The organism is Chondromyces apiculatus DSM 436 (assembly GCF_000601485.1).
GTDB lineage: Bacteria > Myxococcota_A > Polyangia > Polyangiales > Polyangiaceae > Chondromyces > Chondromyces apiculatus.
Genome location: NZ_ASRX01000021.1, coordinates 59,426 through 78,225 on the forward strand (window position 1 = coordinate 59,426; position 18,800 = coordinate 78,225).

17 protein-coding genes and 1 pseudogene are annotated in these 18,800 nt (G+C 71.6%); 8 read left to right on the forward strand and 10 right to left on the reverse strand.

Annotated features, from left to right (window positions below; translation table 11 throughout):
- Window positions 1-102 precede the first annotated feature (102 nt).
- Window positions 103-1,575, reverse strand: a complete 1,473-nt coding sequence (locus CAP_RS15545) for a type VI secretion system Vgr family protein (RefSeq protein ID WP_044241360.1) — start codon at window positions 1,573-1,575, stop codon at window positions 103-105.
- A gap of 108 nt (window positions 1,576-1,683) precedes the next feature.
- Between CAP_RS15545 and CAP_RS44690 the strand changes: the two genes are divergently transcribed.
- Window positions 1,684-3,750: a DUF2169 family type VI secretion system accessory protein gene (locus CAP_RS44690; RefSeq protein ID WP_052375335.1), complete on the forward strand. Its 2,067-nt coding sequence runs from the start codon at window positions 1,684-1,686 to the stop codon at window positions 3,748-3,750.
- Between the two features lie 6 nt (window positions 3,751-3,756).
- On the opposite strand, the gene CAP_RS15555 is transcribed toward CAP_RS44690, so the two are convergent.
- From CAP_RS15555 to CAP_RS15570, 4 genes are read right to left on the reverse strand one after another with little or no spacing between them, the layout of a single operon-like run.
- Window positions 3,757-4,155, reverse strand: a complete 399-nt coding sequence (locus CAP_RS15555; RefSeq protein ID WP_044241362.1) for a hypothetical protein — start codon at window positions 4,153-4,155, stop codon at window positions 3,757-3,759.
- On the reverse strand, window positions 4,152-4,679 hold the full coding sequence (locus tag CAP_RS15560; protein ID WP_052375336.1) for a hypothetical protein: 528 nt from the start codon (window positions 4,677-4,679) through the stop codon (window positions 4,152-4,154). Before CAP_RS15560 ends, CAP_RS15555 begins: the two co-directional genes overlap by 4 nt.
- On the reverse strand, window positions 4,672-5,211 hold the full coding sequence (locus CAP_RS15565; RefSeq protein ID WP_231511495.1) for an RNA polymerase sigma factor: 540 nt from the start codon (window positions 5,209-5,211) through the stop codon (window positions 4,672-4,674). Before CAP_RS15565 ends, CAP_RS15560 begins: the two co-directional genes overlap by 8 nt.
- A gap of 40 nt (window positions 5,212-5,251) precedes the next feature.
- The gene (locus tag CAP_RS15570; RefSeq protein ID WP_052375337.1) at window positions 5,252-6,427 is read right to left on the reverse strand and encodes a Spy/CpxP family protein refolding chaperone; all 1,176 of its coding nucleotides are present in this window, start codon (window positions 6,425-6,427) and stop codon (window positions 5,252-5,254) included.
- A 295-nt stretch (window positions 6,428-6,722) separates the two neighbouring features.
- On the opposite strand from CAP_RS15570, the gene CAP_RS15575 reads away from it, so the two are divergent.
- The 3 genes from CAP_RS15575 (at window position 6,723) to CAP_RS15585 (ending at window position 10,928) form a co-directional block, all read left to right on the forward strand.
- Complete coding sequence (locus CAP_RS15575) at window positions 6,723-7,007, forward strand: hypothetical protein (RefSeq protein WP_044241363.1); 285 nt, start codon at window positions 6,723-6,725, stop codon at window positions 7,005-7,007.
- 294 nt (window positions 7,008-7,301) lie between these two features.
- The gene (locus CAP_RS15580; protein WP_052375338.1) at window positions 7,302-7,946 is read left to right on the forward strand and encodes a CAP domain-containing protein; all 645 of its coding nucleotides are present in this window, start codon (window positions 7,302-7,304) and stop codon (window positions 7,944-7,946) included.
- A 417-nt stretch (window positions 7,947-8,363) separates the two neighbouring features.
- A complete protein-coding gene (locus CAP_RS15585; protein ID WP_044241365.1) occupies window positions 8,364-10,928 on the forward strand; it encodes a hypothetical protein in 2,565 nt (854 codons plus the stop codon).
- Between the two features lie 66 nt (window positions 10,929-10,994).
- Here the strand turns inward: CAP_RS15585 and pqqE are convergent, their stop codons facing one another.
- The 5 genes and pseudogenes from pqqE to CAP_RS50430 all read right to left on the reverse strand — a co-directional run bounded on the left by pqqE (window position 10,995) and on the right by CAP_RS50430 (window position 14,443).
- Window positions 10,995-12,146 carry a pyrroloquinoline quinone biosynthesis protein PqqE gene (pqqE, locus tag CAP_RS47075; RefSeq protein ID WP_370865980.1) on the reverse strand — a complete coding sequence of 384 codons (1,152 nt, stop codon included), beginning with the start codon at window positions 12,144-12,146 and terminating at the stop codon, window positions 10,995-10,997.
- 213 nt (window positions 12,147-12,359) lie between these two features.
- A pseudogene (locus CAP_RS55755) lies at window positions 12,360-12,491 on the reverse strand (PqqD family peptide modification chaperone); the annotation flags it as partial.
- A 74-nt stretch (window positions 12,492-12,565) separates the two neighbouring features.
- Window positions 12,566-13,297 carry a pyrroloquinoline-quinone synthase PqqC gene (gene pqqC, locus CAP_RS15595; protein WP_044241367.1) on the reverse strand — a complete coding sequence of 244 codons (732 nt, stop codon included), beginning with the start codon at window positions 13,295-13,297 and terminating at the stop codon, window positions 12,566-12,568.
- Entirely contained in the window at window positions 13,294-14,277 is a 984-nt protein-coding gene (gene pqqB / locus CAP_RS15600; protein ID WP_044241369.1) for a pyrroloquinoline quinone biosynthesis protein PqqB, read from the reverse strand. The genes pqqC and pqqB overlap by 4 nt, the downstream gene beginning before the upstream one ends.
- Window positions 14,278-14,281: 4 nt before the next feature.
- Window positions 14,282-14,443 carry a hypothetical protein gene (locus CAP_RS50430; RefSeq protein ID WP_156040844.1) on the reverse strand — a complete coding sequence of 54 codons (162 nt, stop codon included), beginning with the start codon at window positions 14,441-14,443 and terminating at the stop codon, window positions 14,282-14,284.
- Between the two features lie 442 nt (window positions 14,444-14,885).
- Between CAP_RS50430 and CAP_RS15605 the strand changes: the two genes are divergently transcribed.
- From CAP_RS15605 to CAP_RS15620, 4 genes are all read left to right on the forward strand, one after another.
- On the forward strand, window positions 14,886-15,647 hold the full coding sequence (locus CAP_RS15605) for an SDR family oxidoreductase (protein ID WP_044241370.1): 762 nt from the start codon (window positions 14,886-14,888) through the stop codon (window positions 15,645-15,647).
- Window positions 15,648-15,808: 161 nt separating this feature from the next.
- Window positions 15,809-16,366: a hypothetical protein gene (locus tag CAP_RS15610; RefSeq protein WP_044241372.1), complete on the forward strand. Its 558-nt coding sequence runs from the start codon at window positions 15,809-15,811 to the stop codon at window positions 16,364-16,366.
- A 105-nt stretch (window positions 16,367-16,471) separates the two neighbouring features.
- Window positions 16,472-17,038: a hypothetical protein gene (locus CAP_RS15615; RefSeq protein ID WP_044241374.1), complete on the forward strand. Its 567-nt coding sequence runs from the start codon at window positions 16,472-16,474 to the stop codon at window positions 17,036-17,038.
- A 253-nt stretch (window positions 17,039-17,291) separates the two neighbouring features.
- Window positions 17,292-18,785: a metallophosphoesterase gene (locus CAP_RS15620; RefSeq protein ID WP_231511496.1), complete on the forward strand. Its 1,494-nt coding sequence runs from the start codon at window positions 17,292-17,294 to the stop codon at window positions 18,783-18,785.
- The last annotated feature ends 15 nt before the right edge of the window (window positions 18,786-18,800 follow it).

Below are 18,800 nucleotides of genomic sequence, written 5' to 3' on the forward strand. Positions count from 1 at the left end.
CACCCTGGTCAGCGCGGCCAGCGTGGCCAGCGCACTCAGCGCGTCCAGCGCGCCTGAGACCAGGCTCCCCGCACCCTCGGCGCCACCCCCCGACGGGCAGCATCAGCCCCGGGGGGGAGCGTCGCGCATCTCGATGATGATGCCCGTGGAGGTCTCGATCCGGTGCATCAGGTTCACCTCGCGCGTCACCGGCGACGGGGTGATGGGGTTGGGCACCGAGCCGAGGATGAGGGGCCGATCGGGATCACCATCCAGGAAGACCATGAGCACCTCGATCCCCGGCTTGAGCGGGAAGTGGTGCCCGTAGTTGGGCCCGGCGTGGGGCTGGATCATCCGGATGGGTCGGGACGAGAGCTTGCGCGCGCCGACGTCGCTGCTGTCGAAGGTGAAGCGCACGGTGTAGCGCCCCTGCTCGTCGAGCTGGGCCATCTTGCCGATCTCGCCGTCGGCCTCCGGCTCGACCACCGCGGTGACCACACCGTGAATACGGGGACGCTGGGTCGCCCGGGTGGGGCGGTACGGCTTGTCGGCGAGGTTCAGGCGGAGGGTGTTGCGGTACTCGTGCTCGCGCCCATCGCTGTCGACGATGGCCACGGGCTGCACGGCGTGGTGCTCCACCTCCACCACGAGGAACGAGGTGCCGTCGAGGCGCGGGTGACCATCGATCTTGAAGGTGGCCCCCGGGATGAAGCGGCACTCGTCGCTCCTGCCCACGTAGTAGGTCCCTCGCGACGCGCGCTCCTCGGCGCGGAGCTGCGCGAGGTGCTGGCCCTCCTCCGGGGTCTTGAAGTGGGCGCCGTACTCCACGACGCCGCCCGCGAACCCGGCGGGCGACTCGTGCGACGAGGTGAGGTCGAGCTGCGGGGTCCGGTAGTTGTACTCTTGCATCACGTACGACGCCGGGAGCACCTCGGCGCGCGCGCTCAGCTCGAACAGGTCGATCTGCTCGCCGCGCGGCCGGTAGGTCACCGTCTCCTTCGCCGGCAGGGGCGCGAAGCCCTGCTGCCCGTCGGTGAAGACGAGGACATCGCGGCCGCTGCCGTGCTCGAAGAAGAACGAGATGCCGAGGTGCTCGACGAGGCGGGAGATGAAGGCGAGATCGGTCTCCTTGTACTGGACGATCATCTCTCGCTCCGGATAGGTGCCGAAGAGACGCATCTCCACATCGGCGCCCGCGAGACCCACGAGCGTCAGCTTCTGCCGGATGAGATCGGGCACGCTGGTGTTCAGGAAGACCTCCTGCGTCTCGATGAGGGTCGCGCGGTGGAGGCGCGGCACGAGGCGGAGGCGGTAATGGTGGAAGGGACCCGGAGCGTCCAGCCGGTCCTCGACGGCGGCGATCATGCCGTGAAGGGTGCGCTGCTCGACGCCGTCGATGAGGAAGACCAGAGAGGCGCTGGCGCCGAGCATCTGCTCGACGGGGATCTCTGTGTCCTCGATGCACACGATCTCCACGTCGAACGAGAACAGCCGGCCGATGGCTTCCTTGCCCTGCACCTCGCGCACCTGCACGTGGTCACAGGAGAAATCGGGCGAGTCGAGGGAGATGCGGACGGGAATGCGGTCCTCTTGCATCGTCCCTGGACGCTATCAGCAGCAAACGCCGACCGTCCACGGCCCCGCTCCCGGCGCCGCGCTTGTCCTGCTTCTGCCCCGCTCCTGTCCCCATGATACAACCCGAGGGTGACCCAGCCCGCGCGCCTCTCCGTGGTCCCGGTCGGTCCCGTCGCGTGCGCAGCCACCTTCTGGCGTGAGCGGGGGCGGGCCCGGGTCACCGCCATCGTCAAGGCGACCTTCTCCTTCGCGCACGACGGGCCGATGCCGGCCATTGCTCCCTCTCCTCTCGTGGAGCAGGAGATTCACCACCACCATGACCCTTCCCTGAGCGTGGTGGCGACCAGCGACTTCGCCCCCCACCGACAGCGCGTGGATGTGCTCCTCGTGGGGCATGCGTGCGCGCCGGGAGGCACGCCCACGCAGCGCCTGAAGGTGCGCCTCTGCGTGCACCGTGGTGGCCCTCTCCTCGACAAGGTGCTCGAGGTGGTCGGCGACCAGGGGAACCACGGCATCGCCCCCTTCGCGCGGATGCCGCTCACCTACGAGCACGCGTTCGGCGGCAACGGGCACGCGGAGAACCCGCTCGGGAAGGGCGTTGGCGCTGCGGCGCATCCCCCGAACCTCGTCGACCCGGCGCGGCCGATGCAGACCGCGGGCTTCGGGCCCATCTCGGAGACCTGGCCGGTGCGCCGGCGCCTGCTCACCCTGGAGCAGCGCCGCGCCGTGGACACGACCCCGCCAGAGATCGACGAGGGGTTCGACTGGGCGTACTTCCAGGCGGCGCCGCGCGACCAGCAGCTCCACGATCTCGCGGGCGACGAGTGGCTGATCCTGGAGGGGGTCCACGCGACACGGCCGCGGATCGAGGCTCAGCTCCCCGGCGTGCGCGCATCCGCGCGGCTGTACGGCCTGGGCGCGGAGACGCCGCTGCTCTTGCGGGCCGACACCCTCTACATCGACGCCGACGCCGAGCGATGCACCGTCACCTTCCGTGCTGGCATACCGGTGCCGGCGGAGGTCCCGCTCGCGGAGCTGCGGCTCGCGGCCGGCGTGGAGCTGCACGGCGCTCCGGTCGCATGGCCGGACGTGGTGGCGGCGCCGAAGGTGGCGCTGGGTGCGCCGCTCGGCCGCGCGGCGGTCATGTCCACCATGGAGATCGACGACAGCGATCTGGAGGTGGTCGAGGTCAAGGTCCCGCTGCCTGCCACGACCCCGAACCTGCTGCGCATGGAGCGGACTCTCGTGCTGGACGGGGCGAGCGCGGCTCCCGGCGCCGACCCCGCGCCTCCTCGCGCGGAGTCCCTGGGCGCCGTGCCGTCCGGCGGAATCCCCCCGGGAGAGGTCCCGATCGGCGTGGTGCCAGCCCACCCGATCCGAGCCCAGCTCACGGTGTCGCTGCCGCTCGACACCATGCTCGCGGAGACTGCGCAGCGCGACCCCTTGCCTTTCCAGCACCAGGAATCGCCCGAGCCGCACGCGCCTTCGCGGGGAACCGCGGCCCTGCCCGGTGCGCCGTGGTCACCCGAGCATGCAGTGATACCACCGCGCCTGAACGTCCCCCTCAATGCCACCATGGACCTCGCCGCGGCCGCTGCGCCCGCGCCTGCGCCTGCACCTGAGCCCGTACATGCCACGATCGGACAGCTCATGGCGCTCGGGCACCTGAGCCCCGTCGCGGCCTTGCCTGTCCTCGACGCCTCCCGCTTCCCGTCACCGGAGCGATCCCTGCTCGTTCAGGAGCCTGCGTTCATGGTGAGCGCGGAGCCCATCGCGCCTCAGATGCTCGCCGCGACCGAGCGGAGCGAGGCCCCTGTGTCGGAAGAGCCACCCACGCTCGCCACGCCCGATCGCGGGGAGGCGCGCGGGGAAGTGCCGGTACCCGAGGAGCCACCCACGCTCGCCGCGCCTGATCGCGGGGCGGCACCGCTGTCGGAGGACCCGCCCACCCTCGCGGCCCCACGCCTCCCAGCGCAGCCCTCCGCCGCGCCGGAGACCCCCACGCCGGAGCGCATCGCCTCTACCCCGCCGCCTCCTCCCGCCGCAGCGCTGGAAGAGGCGCCTCGCGCGGATGCCGAGAACCCTGGCCCCTGGCGGCAGGATGCCCCTCCCCCCGAGGCGCCGCCCCCTCCTGCGCGCACCCCCGTGCGGCAGCCCATCAAGGGCGGCCTGTACCGCAAGTTCCCGAAGTCCTGATCCCTGTCAGTGCCGTGGAGGCCCTGGAGGGCCCCGGTGCCGGCCCCTGGTTCGGTCGAGCGACTCGTACGCCGCGCGCTGCTCGGGGCGCAGCACCTCCAGGATCTTCGCGTCGGTCTCGCTGCGGATCTCCTCGAGGGCCGGGTGGCACGCCGCCATGCGCCTGTCGCGCTCTGCCTCGCTCTCGCGCAGGATGGTGTTGATGTGCTGCACCTGGTCTCCGTCGAGGTCGAGGCGGCGCTGCATGGCCGCGAGCCGCATGCGCATGCGCGCCTCCCCGGGAGGTCCCTCCACCGTCGCCCGCAGGTGCCGCGTCGCGGCCAGGTGGGTCACCCCGGCGCCCGACACACCACCCAGCACGAAGACCGTGACCAGGACCGCGATGGGCTTGAGCTGCGGGCTCATTCGCTCACCTCCACGGCATCGATGGTGGCGAGCGCTTCCATGTCGAGCGCCCGCGCGTCCTGGAACGAGACGAGCACGCACGCCGCGGCCGCCACCGCTGCGAGGAGCACCCCGAGGCGCCCCGAGCGCGCCACCCCGTCCATCCACGACTCGGCGCCCCTGGGACGCGCCTCGGCCTCGATGGCGCGCATCACGGCATCCGAGAACGAAGCGTCGGGTTCCAGGACTTCCGTCGCCTGCCCCAGACGCCCCAGCGGGTCAGCCTCCACGCCGCCGGCCCCCGCCCCGACGGCCGCCATCAGCGCCTCGGTGAACCCGTCGTCCGGCACGAGCGCTCCCGTCGCGCGCCCGAGCCGCGCCAGCGCCTCGTCGGCCTCGTCCCCGCCCTCGTCCCCCACCTCGCCTGCCCCGCTGCCCGCGCCCATGACGGCGCGCATCACCGCCTCGGAGATCTCCTCGGAGGGAGCGAGCCCCTCGGTCGCTTGCCCGAGCCTCAGGAGCTTTGCGTCGGAATCGTCAGCCATCTCGGACCTCCTCGCCGTGCCCCTGCCGCAGGGCTGCGCGTGCCCGCACCAGGCGCTGCTCGATGGCGCCCTCCGAGCACCCCAGGACCTCGCCGGCCTCCCTGGCCGACATCCCCTCCAGCGACACCAGGACCAGCGCCGCCCTGTCCTGCGGCGCCAGCGCCTGCAGCAGCGCGTCCAGCTCACGCAGCGCGAGCCGCGCCTCGGCCGGGACCCGCCCGTCGAAGCGAGGCTCGCGCGCCACCTCTTTCGGCGACTCCCGCCGCTTGCGCAGCGCGTCCGTCGAGGCGTTCACCACGATGCGGTGCAGGTACGTCTCCAGCTTGGAGCGGCCGTCGTAGCGCCCCTCGCTCAGGCCCCGGAAGGCGTTCACGTACGCCTCCTGGAGCACGTCCTCCGCGTCCGCCAGGTTCCCCAGCATGCGGGCCGCGAGCCGGTAGAGCGGCGCGCGGGTGTGGTCCACGATCTGGCGAAACGCAGAGGCGTCACCGCGCGCCACGCGCGCCGCGAGGAGCCGCAGGTCGATGCTCACCGGATGAATCCCTCCTGCAGGCTCCCCGCGCGCGCCAGCATCACAGCATCCCGCTCGGGGCGCGTCGCGCGCCGTCCGGCCGCCGCACCTCACTGCCCCGCCGCTCGCCGCCCTCGCGCCGCGCCCCATCCGCGCGCCGCGACGCTCCGCCACGGCGATCCCCGTCGAACCGGTGCGCCCCGCGGCCGCGCTTCATCCCGCCCTGCATCGGGCCGCGCTCCAGCCGATCGGCCAGCTCGTTCCGCTGCGCCTCGTCGAGGAGCGGGACCACCACCTTGAGCGACGCCACCATCCGCTGCAGGTGCGCCTCGCGCCCGCCCTCGCCCTTGCCGCCACCCGCGGGCAGCGCCGAGAGCGCGGCCTTGGCGTCGAACGTGTCGGCCGCGAAGGCGTCGAGCATGGCCTTCTTGCTGGCGAGCATGGCCTTCATGTCGGGCTTCTCGCCGCGGGGCGCCTCGTCCCCGATCCCGGCGCTCGCCAGCGCCTTCTCGATCTGCTCCCGCTGCCCGTCGCGCAGCGTCACCCCGCGCAGCATCATCTCCACGCCGCCGCGCTTGCCGTGACCCACCTCGGGCCGCGGCGCGCCCTCGCCCTTGCGCTCCTGCATCGCCTCGAACCGCGCCTCGTGCTCCGCGGCCCGCTCCGACACCGTCGCCACGAGCTCTCGGCGCTGCGCGGGCGTGAGCGTCGCGTGCAGCTTCTGCAGCGTCGCCGCGAACGCCTCGCGCCGGTCCTCGCCCTTCGCCTCCCCGACCTGCTTCAGCACCGCGGCCTCGTCGATGCTCCCCGCCCGCACCCCTGCGGCCAGCGTCGAGAACGCCGCGCCGCCCTTGTCAGCCTTGCCCTGCGCCGGGCCACCCTTCCCGCGCAGCTCACCCATCAGCTCCTTGACCGTGCTCCGCTGCGCGTCCGACAGGTCCAGCGCCTCGACCGCGCCCATCAGGAACCCGGCGGGGCCACCCTTGCCGTGATGCCCACCGCGCCCCGCCTTGTGCCGGGGACCCTTCTCGGCGTCCTCGTCCTCGTCCTTCGCGTCGTCCTTCGCGTCGTCCTTCGCGTTCGCCTGGTCCGCCGCCGCGCTCTCCACTGCGGCGCCCTGCTCCTGCACCTGCGGTCCGTCCAGATCCGCGCCCGACTGGCCCTGGCAGGCGGCGATGACCGACGCGATGCCGAGGAGAGCGACGGAGGCGAGCGACCGAAAACCACGTGCGTTCATGGATGATCTTCCTTTCGAGCCAGCGGCTTCGTTGGAGCCGCGTGGTAGGTTCATCTCTTTGGACGTGGCGGCCCGGGGCCTCCCTACGAACTTTGCGAACTTAATCTCTCCACCCCCCGATCCCCTCCACTTTCCTCCGCAAAAGCCCGGCAAATGCCTGCCTCCCAGCGAAGGAGCGGGGCCTGTCCTCCCGCGTCGGCCTCCGGAGGGCCAGCCTCGGAACCGACCTGGCGGATTTATCCTGGTCTCGCTTCCTTTGCTCTCTGCTCACGTGGGCGCCCGTACGATTGAGGGCATGCTGACCCATCGTCAACGGCCGTTCCTCTCGGGGAACAGGCCCAACCGTTTCCCCTCCTCCTCGTATCTCCTGCTCGCTGCCGTGCTCGCTGCCTGCAGCGACGTCCCGGACCCGGAGCACGACCCCGCACCCCTCGCAGCGTCGTTGCGCGCGCCCAGGCCGACCGGTGGACGCACCGACCTCACCTCCACGACCCCCATGGCTCCGGCACTCCTCGCGCTCGGCATTGCCAGCCTGGTCGCCCGTCGCAAGAGGGCGGGCGCCCACGGCAAGCGCCATTGAGCACTTCAATCACCTGAAATGTCCAGATCTCCCGACGCGTGGCGCTCGCCCTGGAGCGCCGCACTGTCAGCCATGGAACGAGGTGCGCTGTCAGCCATGGAAGAGGCGCGCAGATCTCGCTGCATCTTCTTCGACGTTGCTGGACGGTATGGCCCGTCATTCGAGGAACTTTCGGGGTGCAACGGTATCTTCGCATCAGGAGAGGCATTTCTCCGCAATCAGGCTAGGCTCCCGCCCCCGCCGCATGGACGAATGCCCTCACGGCATGCCCGCGGCGCAGGAGGGGTTTCCATCATGAAGACGATCTCCACGCTCTCCTCGATCATCCTGCTCGCTGCAATCGGCTCCCTCGGCTGCGTGGGCGCGCCCGGCTCGGACGAGGACACCGGCGACGACACGCTCCTCGACCTGCAGGGAGACGACCTCTCCGCGTCCGAGGACACGGACGCCGTGGAGAGGCTTGGCGAGGCCAGCGACGCGCTCGTTGCCTGCGCCGGCCAGCCCGCGTGGCAGGCGGCCTGGGAGACCTGGGAGGACGAGGTGCGCACCCTGGTCAACCAGAAGCGCGCTGCGGGCGCCAAGTGCGGTGGAACCACGTACCCTCCGGCGCCTGCCTTGGCCGTCGACAACCGCCTGCGCTGTTCGGCCCGGCGGCATTCCCGCGACATGGGCGTCAACAATTTCATGAACCACATCGGCTCCGACGGCTCCGAGCCCTGGGACCGCATGGAGGACGCCGGCTACGCCTACACCCAGGCCGCCGAGAACATCGCCGTCGGCTACAACAGCCCGGCGGCCGTGGTGAATGGCTGGATGGGCAGCGTCGGCCATTGCCAGAACATCATGAAGGCCACCCTCAAGCACCTCGGCGTCGGCTATTACCGCAAGGATGGCTCCACCTACGTGCACCACTGGACCCAGAACTTCGGCCGCCAGTAGACACCGCGCGCAGACACCGCGCGCAGACACCACGCGCAGACACCGCGCGCAGACACCGCGCGCAGACACCGCGCGCAGACACCACGCGCAGACACCACGCGCCCTGCATCCGCGCCTGCCGGCTGTGTGCAGAGCGAGCCTCTTCGAAGCCCCCGGCGGCAGCAAGCACCCCTGCCGGGTGAGCGAGAGGCTCCGGAGCACCGCGACCACCTCCCCTGGACCTCGTCTGAGGTCCCACGAACGGGCTTCACAGCACGGGTGAGGTCGACGATGGTGTGAGATCAACCACGTGCTGGTCTCACTCCCGACCGGAGCCCTCCCATGACCTCTCGAAGCCCCTGGCTGCGCCGCCTTCACAGCCCCACCCATGGCATCTCCCAGGACCGAACCCACCTCGTCCCGACAGCAACGACTGCGGTGAGCGTTGCGCCTGGCATCCTGCGCCTGGGGGCACCCCTCGCCCTCGCCACCTGCCTCCTCGCCTGCGCCGCCGAGGGACACTCCGACGCCCTCCGCGCCGACCCTGATTCCGCGCGTATCGCCAAGCCCGCGCGTATCGCCGAGCCCGCGCGTATCGCCGAGCCCGCGCGTATCGCCGAGCCCGCGCGTATCGCCGAGCCCGCGCCCATCGGCACACCCGCGCTTATCGACACGCCCGTGTCGGACGCCGATCCCGCCTCCGACCCTGGCGAGACCGCCGCGCTCGTTCCCGACCCCTCGCCCTACACCGTCGCGGTCAGCCCCGAGAGCCGCCTCGACGCTCCTGTCCTCGGCCCCGCCACCGGCGCCCAGCGGTCACCCGCTGCGGCCTTCAATGGCACCGTCCATTTCGTCGCCTGGTCCGACGCCCGCCCCGGCGGCGTCTGGGGGAGCCGCGTCACCACCAGTGGGCAGCTCCTCGACCCGGTCGGCATTCCCCTCTCTCTCTCGGGCCCCGTCGACGTCGCCTCCAATGGCGATGGCTTCCTCGTCGTCGGCCGCGCCGGCAATGGCAGCCTCACCGGCGCCAATCCTGCCAGTGGCGCGAACGAGGTCGTCGCCGTCCGCGTCAGCGCCAGCGGCGTCATCCTCGGCCGCACCACGGTCACCACCGCCCCCGACGCCTTCAACGTCGGCGTCGCCTCCAACGGCGCCGATTACCTCGTCGCCTGGCAGAGCTTCCAGAGCAACCGGAACTACCTCTTCCGCAGCCGGATCACGGCTGCCGGCGCCAACCTTGATCCCAGCGGCTACCTCGTCGACGACCACATGCGCGACACTGCCGGCATCTCCTTCGACGGCACGAACTACATCATCGCCTGGAACAACGCGAGCCCCGCGGGCCGCATGGTCGTGGTGAATCCCGCCAACAACCTCATCACCCAGACCACGAGCCTCTCCGTCCTCCCCGAGGCCCTGAGCTGCCAGGCCGGTGCCTGTGTCGTCGCCTGGATGCAGACCCAGAGCCCCAACGTGCGGGCCTCCCGCATGACGCCCGCGGGCGTCCTCCTCGACCCTGCCGGCGTGGTGGTGGGCGCCAGGGAGTACGAAGACAGCACCCTCGCCGCGGGCCACGACGGCGCGAACGCCGTCATCACCTGGAGCACGGGCATCTACCCCGACGTCGGGGGCCCCGATCGGGTGATGTACAGCCGCCTCGACCCGAGCGGCGCCGTCCTCAACCCTGTCGGCGGCGTCACCCTCACCGACGACGCCACCCAGGCCGCCGTCTCCTCCACCCCCTCCGGCGCCCTCTTCCTGTGGAGTGACCAGCGCCACGGCGGCATCCGCGACGACCTCGCGTCCATCTACGGCGCCCGCCTCACCGCCGCCGGCGCCGTGCTCGACGCCGAGGGCCTCCTCGTCTCCCAGAGCGCCAACGCCCAGCACGACCCGGCCCTCGCCTTCGACGGCGAGAGCTTCGTCCTCGCCTGGGGCGACGAGCGCGACGTCTCCGAGCAGCACGACCAGGACCTCTACGCCCTCCACGTCAGCCCCTCCGGGAGCCTCCTCGACGCGGCCACCCCCCTCGGCATCGGCAACCAGCGCCAGAGCCTCCCCCGCGTCGTGCAGAGCGGCGCGAGCACCCTGGTCACCTGGTGGGACTGCGAGGACGGTGGGTTCCTCGACTGCGAGATCGCCGGCAAGCACCTCACGCCGAGCGCCTCCACCGACATGAGCTTCCCGTTCCACCTGCAGAACGTCTCCCACACCCCGCCCGCCCTCTCGGCCGGCGACGGCAGCGTCACCGTCAACGCCTTCATCGACACCCTGATCGACATGCCCATCGGCGCCGAGGTCGGCCCCGACGGCGTCCCTGGTACCCCCATCTACCCCGGCGATTTCCCCCCGGTCGCCAGCACCCGCGTCGCCAGCGCCCACGCCGGCGGCCCCTTCCACCTCGTCGCCTGGATCCCCGGCACCTACGCCAGCGGCCCCGTCAACGCCGTGGTGTCCATCTTCAACGGCGACTACTTCAGCGGCCTCCTCCCCATCTCCGCGCCCACCGCCCAGGCCCGCTCCGTCGCCGTCGCGTCGAGCGGCGACACCCTCCTCGTCGCCTGGCACGACATCACCACCGGCGCCTCACGCATCCTCGCCCGCCGCGTCAGCCCTGACGGCATCCTCCTCGACGCCGACCCCTTCGTCGTCGCCGAGCACCCCGAGTGCCCCGCGCCGGCCACGACCTACAACGCCCAGTCCTACCCCGCCAATGCCGTGGACCTCGGCGCGAACGGCCTGGTCTTCGACGGCCAGCGCTTCGTGCTCGCCTGGAAGGCCTGCGGCGACGCGAGCGACGACGTCACCGGCGCCCTCATCGGCACCGACGGCGTGGTGCAGGCCCGGTTCCCCGTGACCTCCGACGCCCACCGCGACGGCACCCCCTCCCTCGCCGTCACCGACGCCGGCGCCGTCCTCGCCGCCTACGCCGCCTTCCGCGCCGCCCCCGACCTGGGCACCTGGCGCGTGCTCACCCGCCGCCTCGACATCGTCGCCCCCTGACCTTCAACCCGTGCCCGCGCCGTCTTCCGGCTCGGACCCTCCCTCGTCGCGCACGTCGGCGGAGACTCAGGCCGATCGTCGCGCAGGCATGGTGCGGTAGCGGTACGGCGGCGACACCTCTGCACACTCCGTGGCGCTGCTCCTGTCGCTCTCCATCGCCGCGTCTCCGCCCCTCCGCCCCCCGAGCCGCGCCGCCTCGATCAGCCCGTGGTCCGGCGACAGCGCGCACGCCGGATCCGCGGCCGCCGCGTCCCCCGCCAGGTGGTACGCCTGGCACCGGCACCCCCCGAAATCGACCCCTCTCCGGTCGCAGCTCCGGCACGGCTCCTTCATCCACCCCTCTCCCCGGAACGCATCGAGCCCCGCCGAGCCCCGCCAGATCTCCGGCAGCGGTCTCTCCCGCACCCCCTCGAACGCGAGCCCTGGCAGCGTCTGCGCCGCGTGGCACGGCAGCACCTTCCCGGCCGGCGTCACGTGCACGTACCGGCGCGCCCACCCCTCCATGCACGCCCGCGGCCGGTCCGCGAAGTAGTCGGGCGTCACGTAGACGATCTCCATCGCCCCCCGCAGCCGCTCCCGCGCCGCCGCCGCCGTGGCGAACGCCGCATCGAGCTGCTCCCGCGTGGGCATCAGCGCTCCCCGGTTCGCGAGCGCCCACCCCAGGTACTGCGTGTTCGCCAGCTCCAGCCGGTCCGCCCCGAGCCGCTCTGCCAGCGCCACGAGCCCCGCCACGTGGTCGATGTTCCGGCGGTGCAGCACCACGTTCACCGTCAGCGGCAGCCCCTCCGCCTTCACCCACCCCGCCACCGTGAGCTTCCGCGCGTGGGCCGCGTACCCCCCGATGAGATCGCCCCGCGCCGCGCTCTCGTCCTGGAAGCTGAGCTGCACGTTGTCGATCCCCGCCTCCCGCAGCGCCGCGAGCCGCTCCCGCGTCAGCGGGATCCCGCTGGTGATCAGGTTCGTGTACAGCCCCAGCGCCTGCGCCGCGCGCACCAGGTCCTCCAGGTCCCGCCGCGCCAGCGGCTCCCCGCCGGTCAGGTGGAGCTGCATCACCCCGAGCCCCACCGCGTCCGCGAACACCCGCCGCCACTCCTCGGTCGACAGCTCGCCCGCACTCTCCGCGCGCTCGTCCAGCGCCACCGGGTTCGAGCAGTACGGACAGCGCAACGGACAGCGGTACGTCAGCTCCGCGATGAGCGTGTAAGGACGCTCCACCATGACGTCCGTGCCCGCGCGCTCCGCCCTGTTCGCTGGCGCCAGCGTGTCAGCGCGCTCCGCTTCCCTCCCCAGCCTTCCCGGTGGCACCCCCGCGGAGGCCGCTCTGTGCCCCGCCCCGGCCTCTCCTGCACCTCCCCCTCCCGTCACCCTCACCACCAGCGCCCGCGCCTCCAGCGCCTCCAGGAAGGCCACCACGTCCTGCTCCACCTGCGCGCGCGGCGCTCCCCCGAAGGCGGCCGCGACCTCCTCCGCGATCCCCTCCACCGAGCGTAGCCCGTCGAGCCGCTCCACGATCGCCGCCGCCACCGCGCTCAGATCGAGGCCCCGCTCGGGATAGAGCAGCATCGCCCGCCCCGTCACCCGGTCCCGCGCGAGCCGCACCTTGGGCGCGAGCCGCAGCACCTCCCCGCGACTGACCGTCACCCCCGGCACGCTCCCCGCGCGCTCTTCTCGGCCGGGGGGTACGCCTTTTCCACCGCGTCGAGCAGCGCCCACAGGATCTCGCACTTCCTCACCAGCGCCGCCACGCACGCCTCCTGCTGCGCCCGGGTCACCGCGTGCGCCGTCACGAAGTCGATCGCCTCGTGAGAATCGGTGCGCGCCCGCGTCACCCGGCTCTTGAAGTAGTCGAGCGTCCCCTGATCCACCCAGGGATAGTGCGCCTCCCACGCCGCCACCCTCCGGCTCATCAGGTCGGGCGCGAAGAACTCCGTCAGCGACGACGCCACCCCCTCCAGCAGGCTCCGCTCCCGCACCAGCGTCACGTAGGCATCGCACGCGAACCTCACCGGCGGCTCCACCCGCCCGAGGCCCGCCACCTCCGCCGGATCGAGCCCGACCCCTGCCGCGAGCCGCAGCCACAGCGCCAGGCCCCCCTCGCCCTCGCGCGCCCCGTCGTGGTCCGTGATGCGGTGGATCCACAGCCGCCGGAAGCCCGGGTCCTCGCTCTTCGAGAGCAGGAGCGCGTCCTTGATGGGGATCCGCGTCTGGTAATAGTAGCGGTTGATCACCCACCCCTGGATCTCGCGCTGCGACAGCTCCCCGCGGTGCATGCGCTGGTGGAAGGAGTGACCGTCGTGGTAGCGCCGCGCCCCCTCCGCGCGCAGCCGCTCCACGAAGGCCTCACGCGACAGCGGTGCGTCCTCGCTCATACCTGTAGCTCCAGCCCGTCCTCGGCGACTTCCCAGCCCGCGGCGTTCACCGCCCGGCGCTCCGCCGAGCCCTCCACCAGCATGGGGTTCGAGTTGTTGATGTGGGTGTAGATCCGCCGCCCCACCCGCACCCCCGCGAGCCTGGCGAGGCTCCCGTCCTCGCCGCCCACCGGCAGGTGCGCCATGTCCTCGGCCCGCGCCGTCCCCAGGCCGAGCCGCGGCAGCTCGTCGCTCGACCAGAAGGTCCCGTCGAACAGCAGCGCATCCGCGCCGTCGACCTCCGCCACCCAGTCCCCGAGCGACGCCGCCGCGGTGGCGATCACCACCAGCCGCCCGCTCCGCGCGTCCCGCACCCAGAGCCCCACGTTGTCCTCGGGCGAGGACGGCGCCACGCCCTCCAGGTGCTTCGGCACCTTCCCGGGGAGCGGCCGCGCCGTCACCGTCACCCCCGTCGGCGCCCCGGCGGCATCCGTGAGATCCACCGGCTGCCCCAGCGCGAGCGTGCGCCACGTGGTCTGCTCCGGGAAGCGCTGGAGCGTGCGGAACAGGGTGTTGCCTTCCACGAGCCCCCGCCGCACCGCCTCGGTCGCGTAGAGCACGAGCGGCGTGTTCTCCCGCAGCGAGAAGAGCCCGAGCGTGTGATCGAGATCCCCGTTCGTGAGCACCACCCCCCGGATCGGCGACGCCCGCTCCGAGCGCACGGTGCTCATGTGTCCCTCGCGACCCGTGTGTCCCGCGCTGCCCTCGCGCAGCCGCGGCCACAGCGCGGGCGTGGCCTCGATCTGCCGCCCCACGTCCGGCGAGGCGTTCACGAGGAACCAGTCGCCCTCGTCGCCCTCACCGACCCCGAGCGCGAGGCCGTCCTGCGTGCGGGGCAAGACCCGCCCCCCGCCGCGCCGCGCCGCGGTGCAGTTCGCGCAGGCGCAGTTCCACTGCGGCACCCCTCCGCCCGCGCCCGAGCCGAGTATGCGCAGCCGCATCCCGTCAGGTTTCCGGCGCGCCAGCCACCCGCTCGCTGCCGGCCCCTTGCGCCTCGGCCGTGACCCCTGCCGGCGCATGGTCTCCGCGATCGTCGAAGTCGTTCTGGTACGACCCGATCTCCGCATCCATCTTCACTTCACAGAACCTGGGAGCTTCGTACGTCATGGGAACTCTCCGGAGGTGGGTAGAGGTACCGATGCCCCGAACGCCCTCTCCGTTGCGATGAGGCCTGCGCGGGCGCCCAGACGAGCGCGCCTGTCACGCGCGCATGACAGGTGCCGTGGTGCGCGTGCGACAGGTGGTTCAACGTGGCAACCGCCTCCGTGAATGCCTCGACCCGAGCGCTGGAGACGCGCCGGTCTTCCCGGCGCCGTGCCTGCAGACCCCCTGTCCGACCGGCGCCGCGTGCGCACAGAGCGCGTGCGGTCCCGGGGCGTGCGCTTGCGGCGTCTGCGTCCCCTGAGCCGCGCCAGCCTCCCACCAGCCCGCAGCCCCTCGCCTCACGTCACCTCCCGCAGCCCCGCCCGAAGCACTACCATGCGCCCCCTCGCGCTGGTGAACAGACGCCCGCGCGCCACGAACGGCACATGGAAACGAGGATCGACGCATGAAACTGGCAGGCAACACGGTGCTCATCACGGGCGGTGGAAGCGGCATCGGGCTGGCGTTCGCGCAGCGCTTCCTCGCTGCGGGCAGCAAGGTCATCGTCTGCGGGCGCAGGCAGGACAAGCTCGACGAGGCGAAGAGCCAGCACCCCGGGCTGCACACCTACGCCACCGACGTCGCCACCGAGGCCGACCGCATCGCCCTCGTCGAGCGCGTCACCCGCGACTTCCCCGATCTCAACGTGCTGGTGAACAACGCCGGCATCCAGCGCCGGACGGACTTCCTCGAGACCCGCGAGCCGTGGCGCGACGCCGCCCAGGAGATCGCCATCAACCTGGAGGCGCCCATCCACCTCTCGTCGCTGATGATCCCCCACCTGATCCGCCAGCAGAGGCCGGCCCTCGTCAACGTCAGCTCGGGCCTCGCCTTCGTCCCGTCGACCTTCGCGCCCGTGTACGGCGCGACCAAGGCGGCGCTCCACTCCTTCACCATGTCCCTGCGCGCGCAGCTCGCCGACACGCCCATCGAGGTCGTGGAGATCGTCCCGCCGGCCGTGAACACCGACCTCGGCGGCAAGGGCCTGCACACCTTCGGCGAGCCGCTCGACACCTACGCGGACGCCGTGATGAAGCGCCTCGACGAGGGCGAGCTGGAGATCGGCTACGGCTTCGCCGAGAAGGCCCGCAAGGCCTCCCGCGAGGAGCTCGACCAGCTCTTCGCCGGGCTGACCGCCCAGGTCTTCTCGCGCCGCCCCAAGGGCTGAACAGCGGCGGCGCCGATCTCCACCCCGCCGGTACGGATCCTCCAGCCTTTGCTGGAGATCCGCCGCCCCTCGGTGACCTCACCCCCAGGTCGGCGCCACCCCCGCGATGGCGCGCCTCGCCCCTCTGGCCGTGCCGAAGGCGTTGCCGCTAGAGTGGCCTCATGAAGTCGACGGCCCTTCTCCTTCCCCTCGCGCTCGTGCTCCTCGCTTCTTCCACGGGCTGCAAGAAAACCCGTGAGCAGATCATCCAGGAGGCCGAGGAGAAAGGCCGGGAGATGACCGAGGAGAAGGCCGGCATCGTCAAGGGCGTGGGCGACGGGCTCCAGGGGGAAGGGAAGAAGGCAGGCGAGTCGGTGGCCAAGGGCGCGACCGGCGTGGTGAAGGCAGGCTTCCAGGGCGCGAAGCAGGGCATCGTGGAGCTGGCCCCCACCATCTCCGAGCAGCTCACCGCCGCCGGGGTGAAGATCGAGCGCGCCTCCATGCCCCTCGCCGAGGAGGTGCCCGACGCGGCGAAGCGCAAGCGTTCCGTGAAGGTCTACCTGATCCTCGACAAGCCCTTCGCGGGCGACATCACCCTGATCGCGCGCGACTCCGGGAGCAAGGAGCTGGGACGCACGAAGATGGCGGTGAAGGAGGAGGCCACCGGGAAGAACTTTCTCTTCACCTTCGACGACCCGCTGGTGGCGCTCGACCTCGCCACGTCGATCGAGCTGCGCTGACGAGCTGCGCTGGCGAGCTGCGCTGGCGAGCTGCGCTGGCGAGCTGCGCTGACGCCGCCCCGCAACGTTCGCTCCCCGGCGCCGATCTGCCCTATGGTTGGCGTCATGCCCCTGTCGCGAACGTGGCTCTCCCTGCTCCTCCTCGTCGCCGCGTGTGACCGCGCGCCGGCTCCCCCGTCACCCTCTCCGTCGCCCAGCGCCGCCGCCTCCGCCGCGGCGCTCGCGCCGTCCGCCCAGTCCTCCGCCGCTGCGCCGAGCGCGCCGCTCCTCATGGTCCCCTACGGCATGTCGGCCACCTCCAAGGAGGGCGTTCGCATCACCTTCCTTGAGGTCATCAGCGACGAGCGCTGCCCCGCCGGGAGCAAGTGCGAGCAGGCCGGCGTGGCGAAGCTCCGCGTGCAATTCACCGAGCCCGGAGCCGCGCCGGGACCGGTCGAGGAGATCGCCATCTTCGGCGGCTCCGGCGAGCACCCTGCCGACACCAACAACGTCAAGACGCTGTCGGGAGGTCTCTCCGCCATCCTGGGCATGCTCCAGCCGTACCCCGGCGAGCGCGGGGGCTCGATCGAGAAAGCCTCGTACAGCGCGACCTTCGTCGTGCTCCCGACCGCGGCCATCCCTCGCTTCAACGAGAACCTGCGCGCCCTCAACGCGCAGCCGCCGAAGCCGTGATGCCGCGGTAGAAGCGTGCCGCCTGCACGCTGCACGCTTCCAGGCGCAGCGGCAAAGGGCGGCGCGAGAGGCGCAAAAGACGCGGGAGATCGAGGCGCGCTTGTCCCACCACGCGCCGTGGAGATCGCGCGTGGTGAACCCGTGACTGTCGCGGCGCCCAGACATGCTACGAGAGGTCCGCACATCGCTCACGCCCGGCCCACCGTGGGCCAGGGGAATTTTTTGCGCGCGCAATGCGAGGAGAATGGCGATCATGAAGTTCATTCAATGGGCTGCGTGTCTGGCTGCCTCCGCGTCTCTCGTGGCCTGCGTGATGGCCGAAGGGGGCGACGAGGTCGACCGTGAGGGGACGGCCGACGATGCCATCGACGAGGTCTCCGAAACCTCCAGCGCGATCTCCGCCTGCCCGGCCCTCCCGGATGCCGTCTATCACCGGGTGAAACCCAGCAATGGCGCCAGCCTCTACACGCGCAACCTGAATGAAGCGGTCAATGCCGGCACGAACTACGGCTTCACCGACGACCGCGGGGTCGCCTTCTACGGCGCCGCGGGGGCTGCCGCCGGGCTCTCACCCGTGTACCGCCTCTACAACCCCACCACCGGCGACTTCCTGTGGACCATCGAGGAGAACGAGCGCGTCAGCGCGGCCGCGAACCACGGCTACACCTCCGACGAGGGCATTCGCTTCTACGCCGCGAAGACCAGCCAGCCCTGCCTGGTCCCGGTCCACCGCTTCGTCAACAACACCCTCCACAAGCACCGTTTTGCGGTCTCGGCCGCGGACCGCGCCAGCCTGGCCGCGGCGGGGTGGACCGACGAGGGCGTCAAGTTCCACGCCGCGCCCGAGGCTGCCGCGCCCGAGACCGACACCAGGTTCACGCTGGTGGTCATCCCCGACACCCAGCAGGAGATCGTCTACGCGCCCACGCGCTTCACGAACCGCATCGACTGGCTGGTGAACAACGAGACCGCGCTCGACCTCCGGTTCGTCGCCCACACCGGGGACATGGTGGACTGGGACACGCCGGACCACATCCATTACGTGCGCGCGAGCAATGCGCTCCTCGGGCTCGACAATGCGCAGATCCCGTACGCCATTGCCATCGGCAACCACGACACGGCCGCGGTGTGCCAGGGGGGCAGCGCTTGCCCCGGCAACGTCAACGCCAACCTGCGCAACACCACCACCTTCAACACCTACTTCCCCACCTCGCGCTTCAGCGCGCTGAGCGGCGTCTACGAGCCCGGGAAGATCGACAACGCCTACCACACCTTCACCGCCGGGGGCCTCCAGTGGATGGTGCTGAACCTGGAGCTCTGGCCCCGCACCGGCGCCGTCACCTGGGCGAAGACCGTGCTCGCCCAGCACCCCGACCACAACGTGGTGATCATCACCCACTCGCACCTGACCAGCGGCGGCGGCATCGAGCAGAGCGCTGGTGGCTACGGGAACAACAGCCCTCAGTACGTGTACGACAACCTGGTCAAGCAGTACGCCAACGTCCGCCTCCTGTTCTCGGGGCACGTCGGCAACGCGGCCTACCGCATGGATACCGGGGTGAACGGCAACAAGATCTACCAGCTCCTCAACTGCTACCACGACGGGACCACCAACCCGACCCGCGTCATGGAGATCGACACCGCCGCCGGCACCCTGTCGAGCCGGGTGTACGCGCCGTTCACGAACACCGAGCGCACCGATCCCGCCTCGAAGCTGACCATCACCAGCATCGACTGGGTGGACTGACCTCCCAGCGCGCGG

Bases quoted from the DNA above. Each gene is read 5' to 3' on its own strand.
- CAP_RS50430 (WP_156040844.1), bottom strand. From the start codon at position 14,443: ATGACGTACGAAGCTCCCAGGTTCTGTGAAGTGAAGATGGATGCGGAG.
- CAP_RS15605 (WP_044241370.1), top strand. From the start codon at position 14,886: ATGAAACTGGCAGGCAACACGGTGCTCATCACGGGCGGTGGAAGCGGC.
- CAP_RS15570 (WP_052375337.1), bottom strand. From the start codon at position 6,427: ATGAACGCACGTGGTTTTCGGTCGCTCGCCTCCGTCGCTCTCCTCGGC.
- pqqB (WP_044241369.1), bottom strand. From the start codon at position 14,277: ATGCGGCTGCGCATACTCGGCTCGGGCGCGGGCGGAGGGGTGCCGCAG.
- CAP_RS15620 (WP_231511496.1), top strand. From the start codon at position 17,292: ATGAAGTTCATTCAATGGGCTGCGTGTCTGGCTGCCTCCGCGTCTCTC.
- pqqC (WP_044241367.1), bottom strand. From the start codon at position 13,297: ATGAGCGAGGACGCACCGCTGTCGCGTGAGGCCTTCGTGGAGCGGCTG.
- CAP_RS15580 (WP_052375338.1), top strand. From the start codon at position 7,302: ATGAAGACGATCTCCACGCTCTCCTCGATCATCCTGCTCGCTGCAATC.
- CAP_RS15615 (WP_044241374.1), top strand. From the start codon at position 16,472: ATGCCCCTGTCGCGAACGTGGCTCTCCCTGCTCCTCCTCGTCGCCGCG.
- CAP_RS15545 (WP_044241360.1), bottom strand. From the start codon at position 1,575: ATGCAAGAGGACCGCATTCCCGTCCGCATCTCCCTCGACTCGCCCGAT.
- CAP_RS15555 (WP_044241362.1), bottom strand. From the start codon at position 4,155: ATGAGCCCGCAGCTCAAGCCCATCGCGGTCCTGGTCACGGTCTTCGTG.
- CAP_RS15575 (WP_044241363.1), top strand. From the start codon at position 6,723: ATGCTGACCCATCGTCAACGGCCGTTCCTCTCGGGGAACAGGCCCAAC.
- CAP_RS15610 (WP_044241372.1), top strand. From the start codon at position 15,809: ATGAAGTCGACGGCCCTTCTCCTTCCCCTCGCGCTCGTGCTCCTCGCT.
- pqqE (WP_370865980.1), bottom strand. From the start codon at position 12,146: ATGGTGGAGCGTCCTTACACGCTCATCGCGGAGCTGACGTACCGCTGT.
- CAP_RS15560 (WP_052375336.1), bottom strand. From the start codon at position 4,679: ATGGCTGACGATTCCGACGCAAAGCTCCTGAGGCTCGGGCAAGCGACC.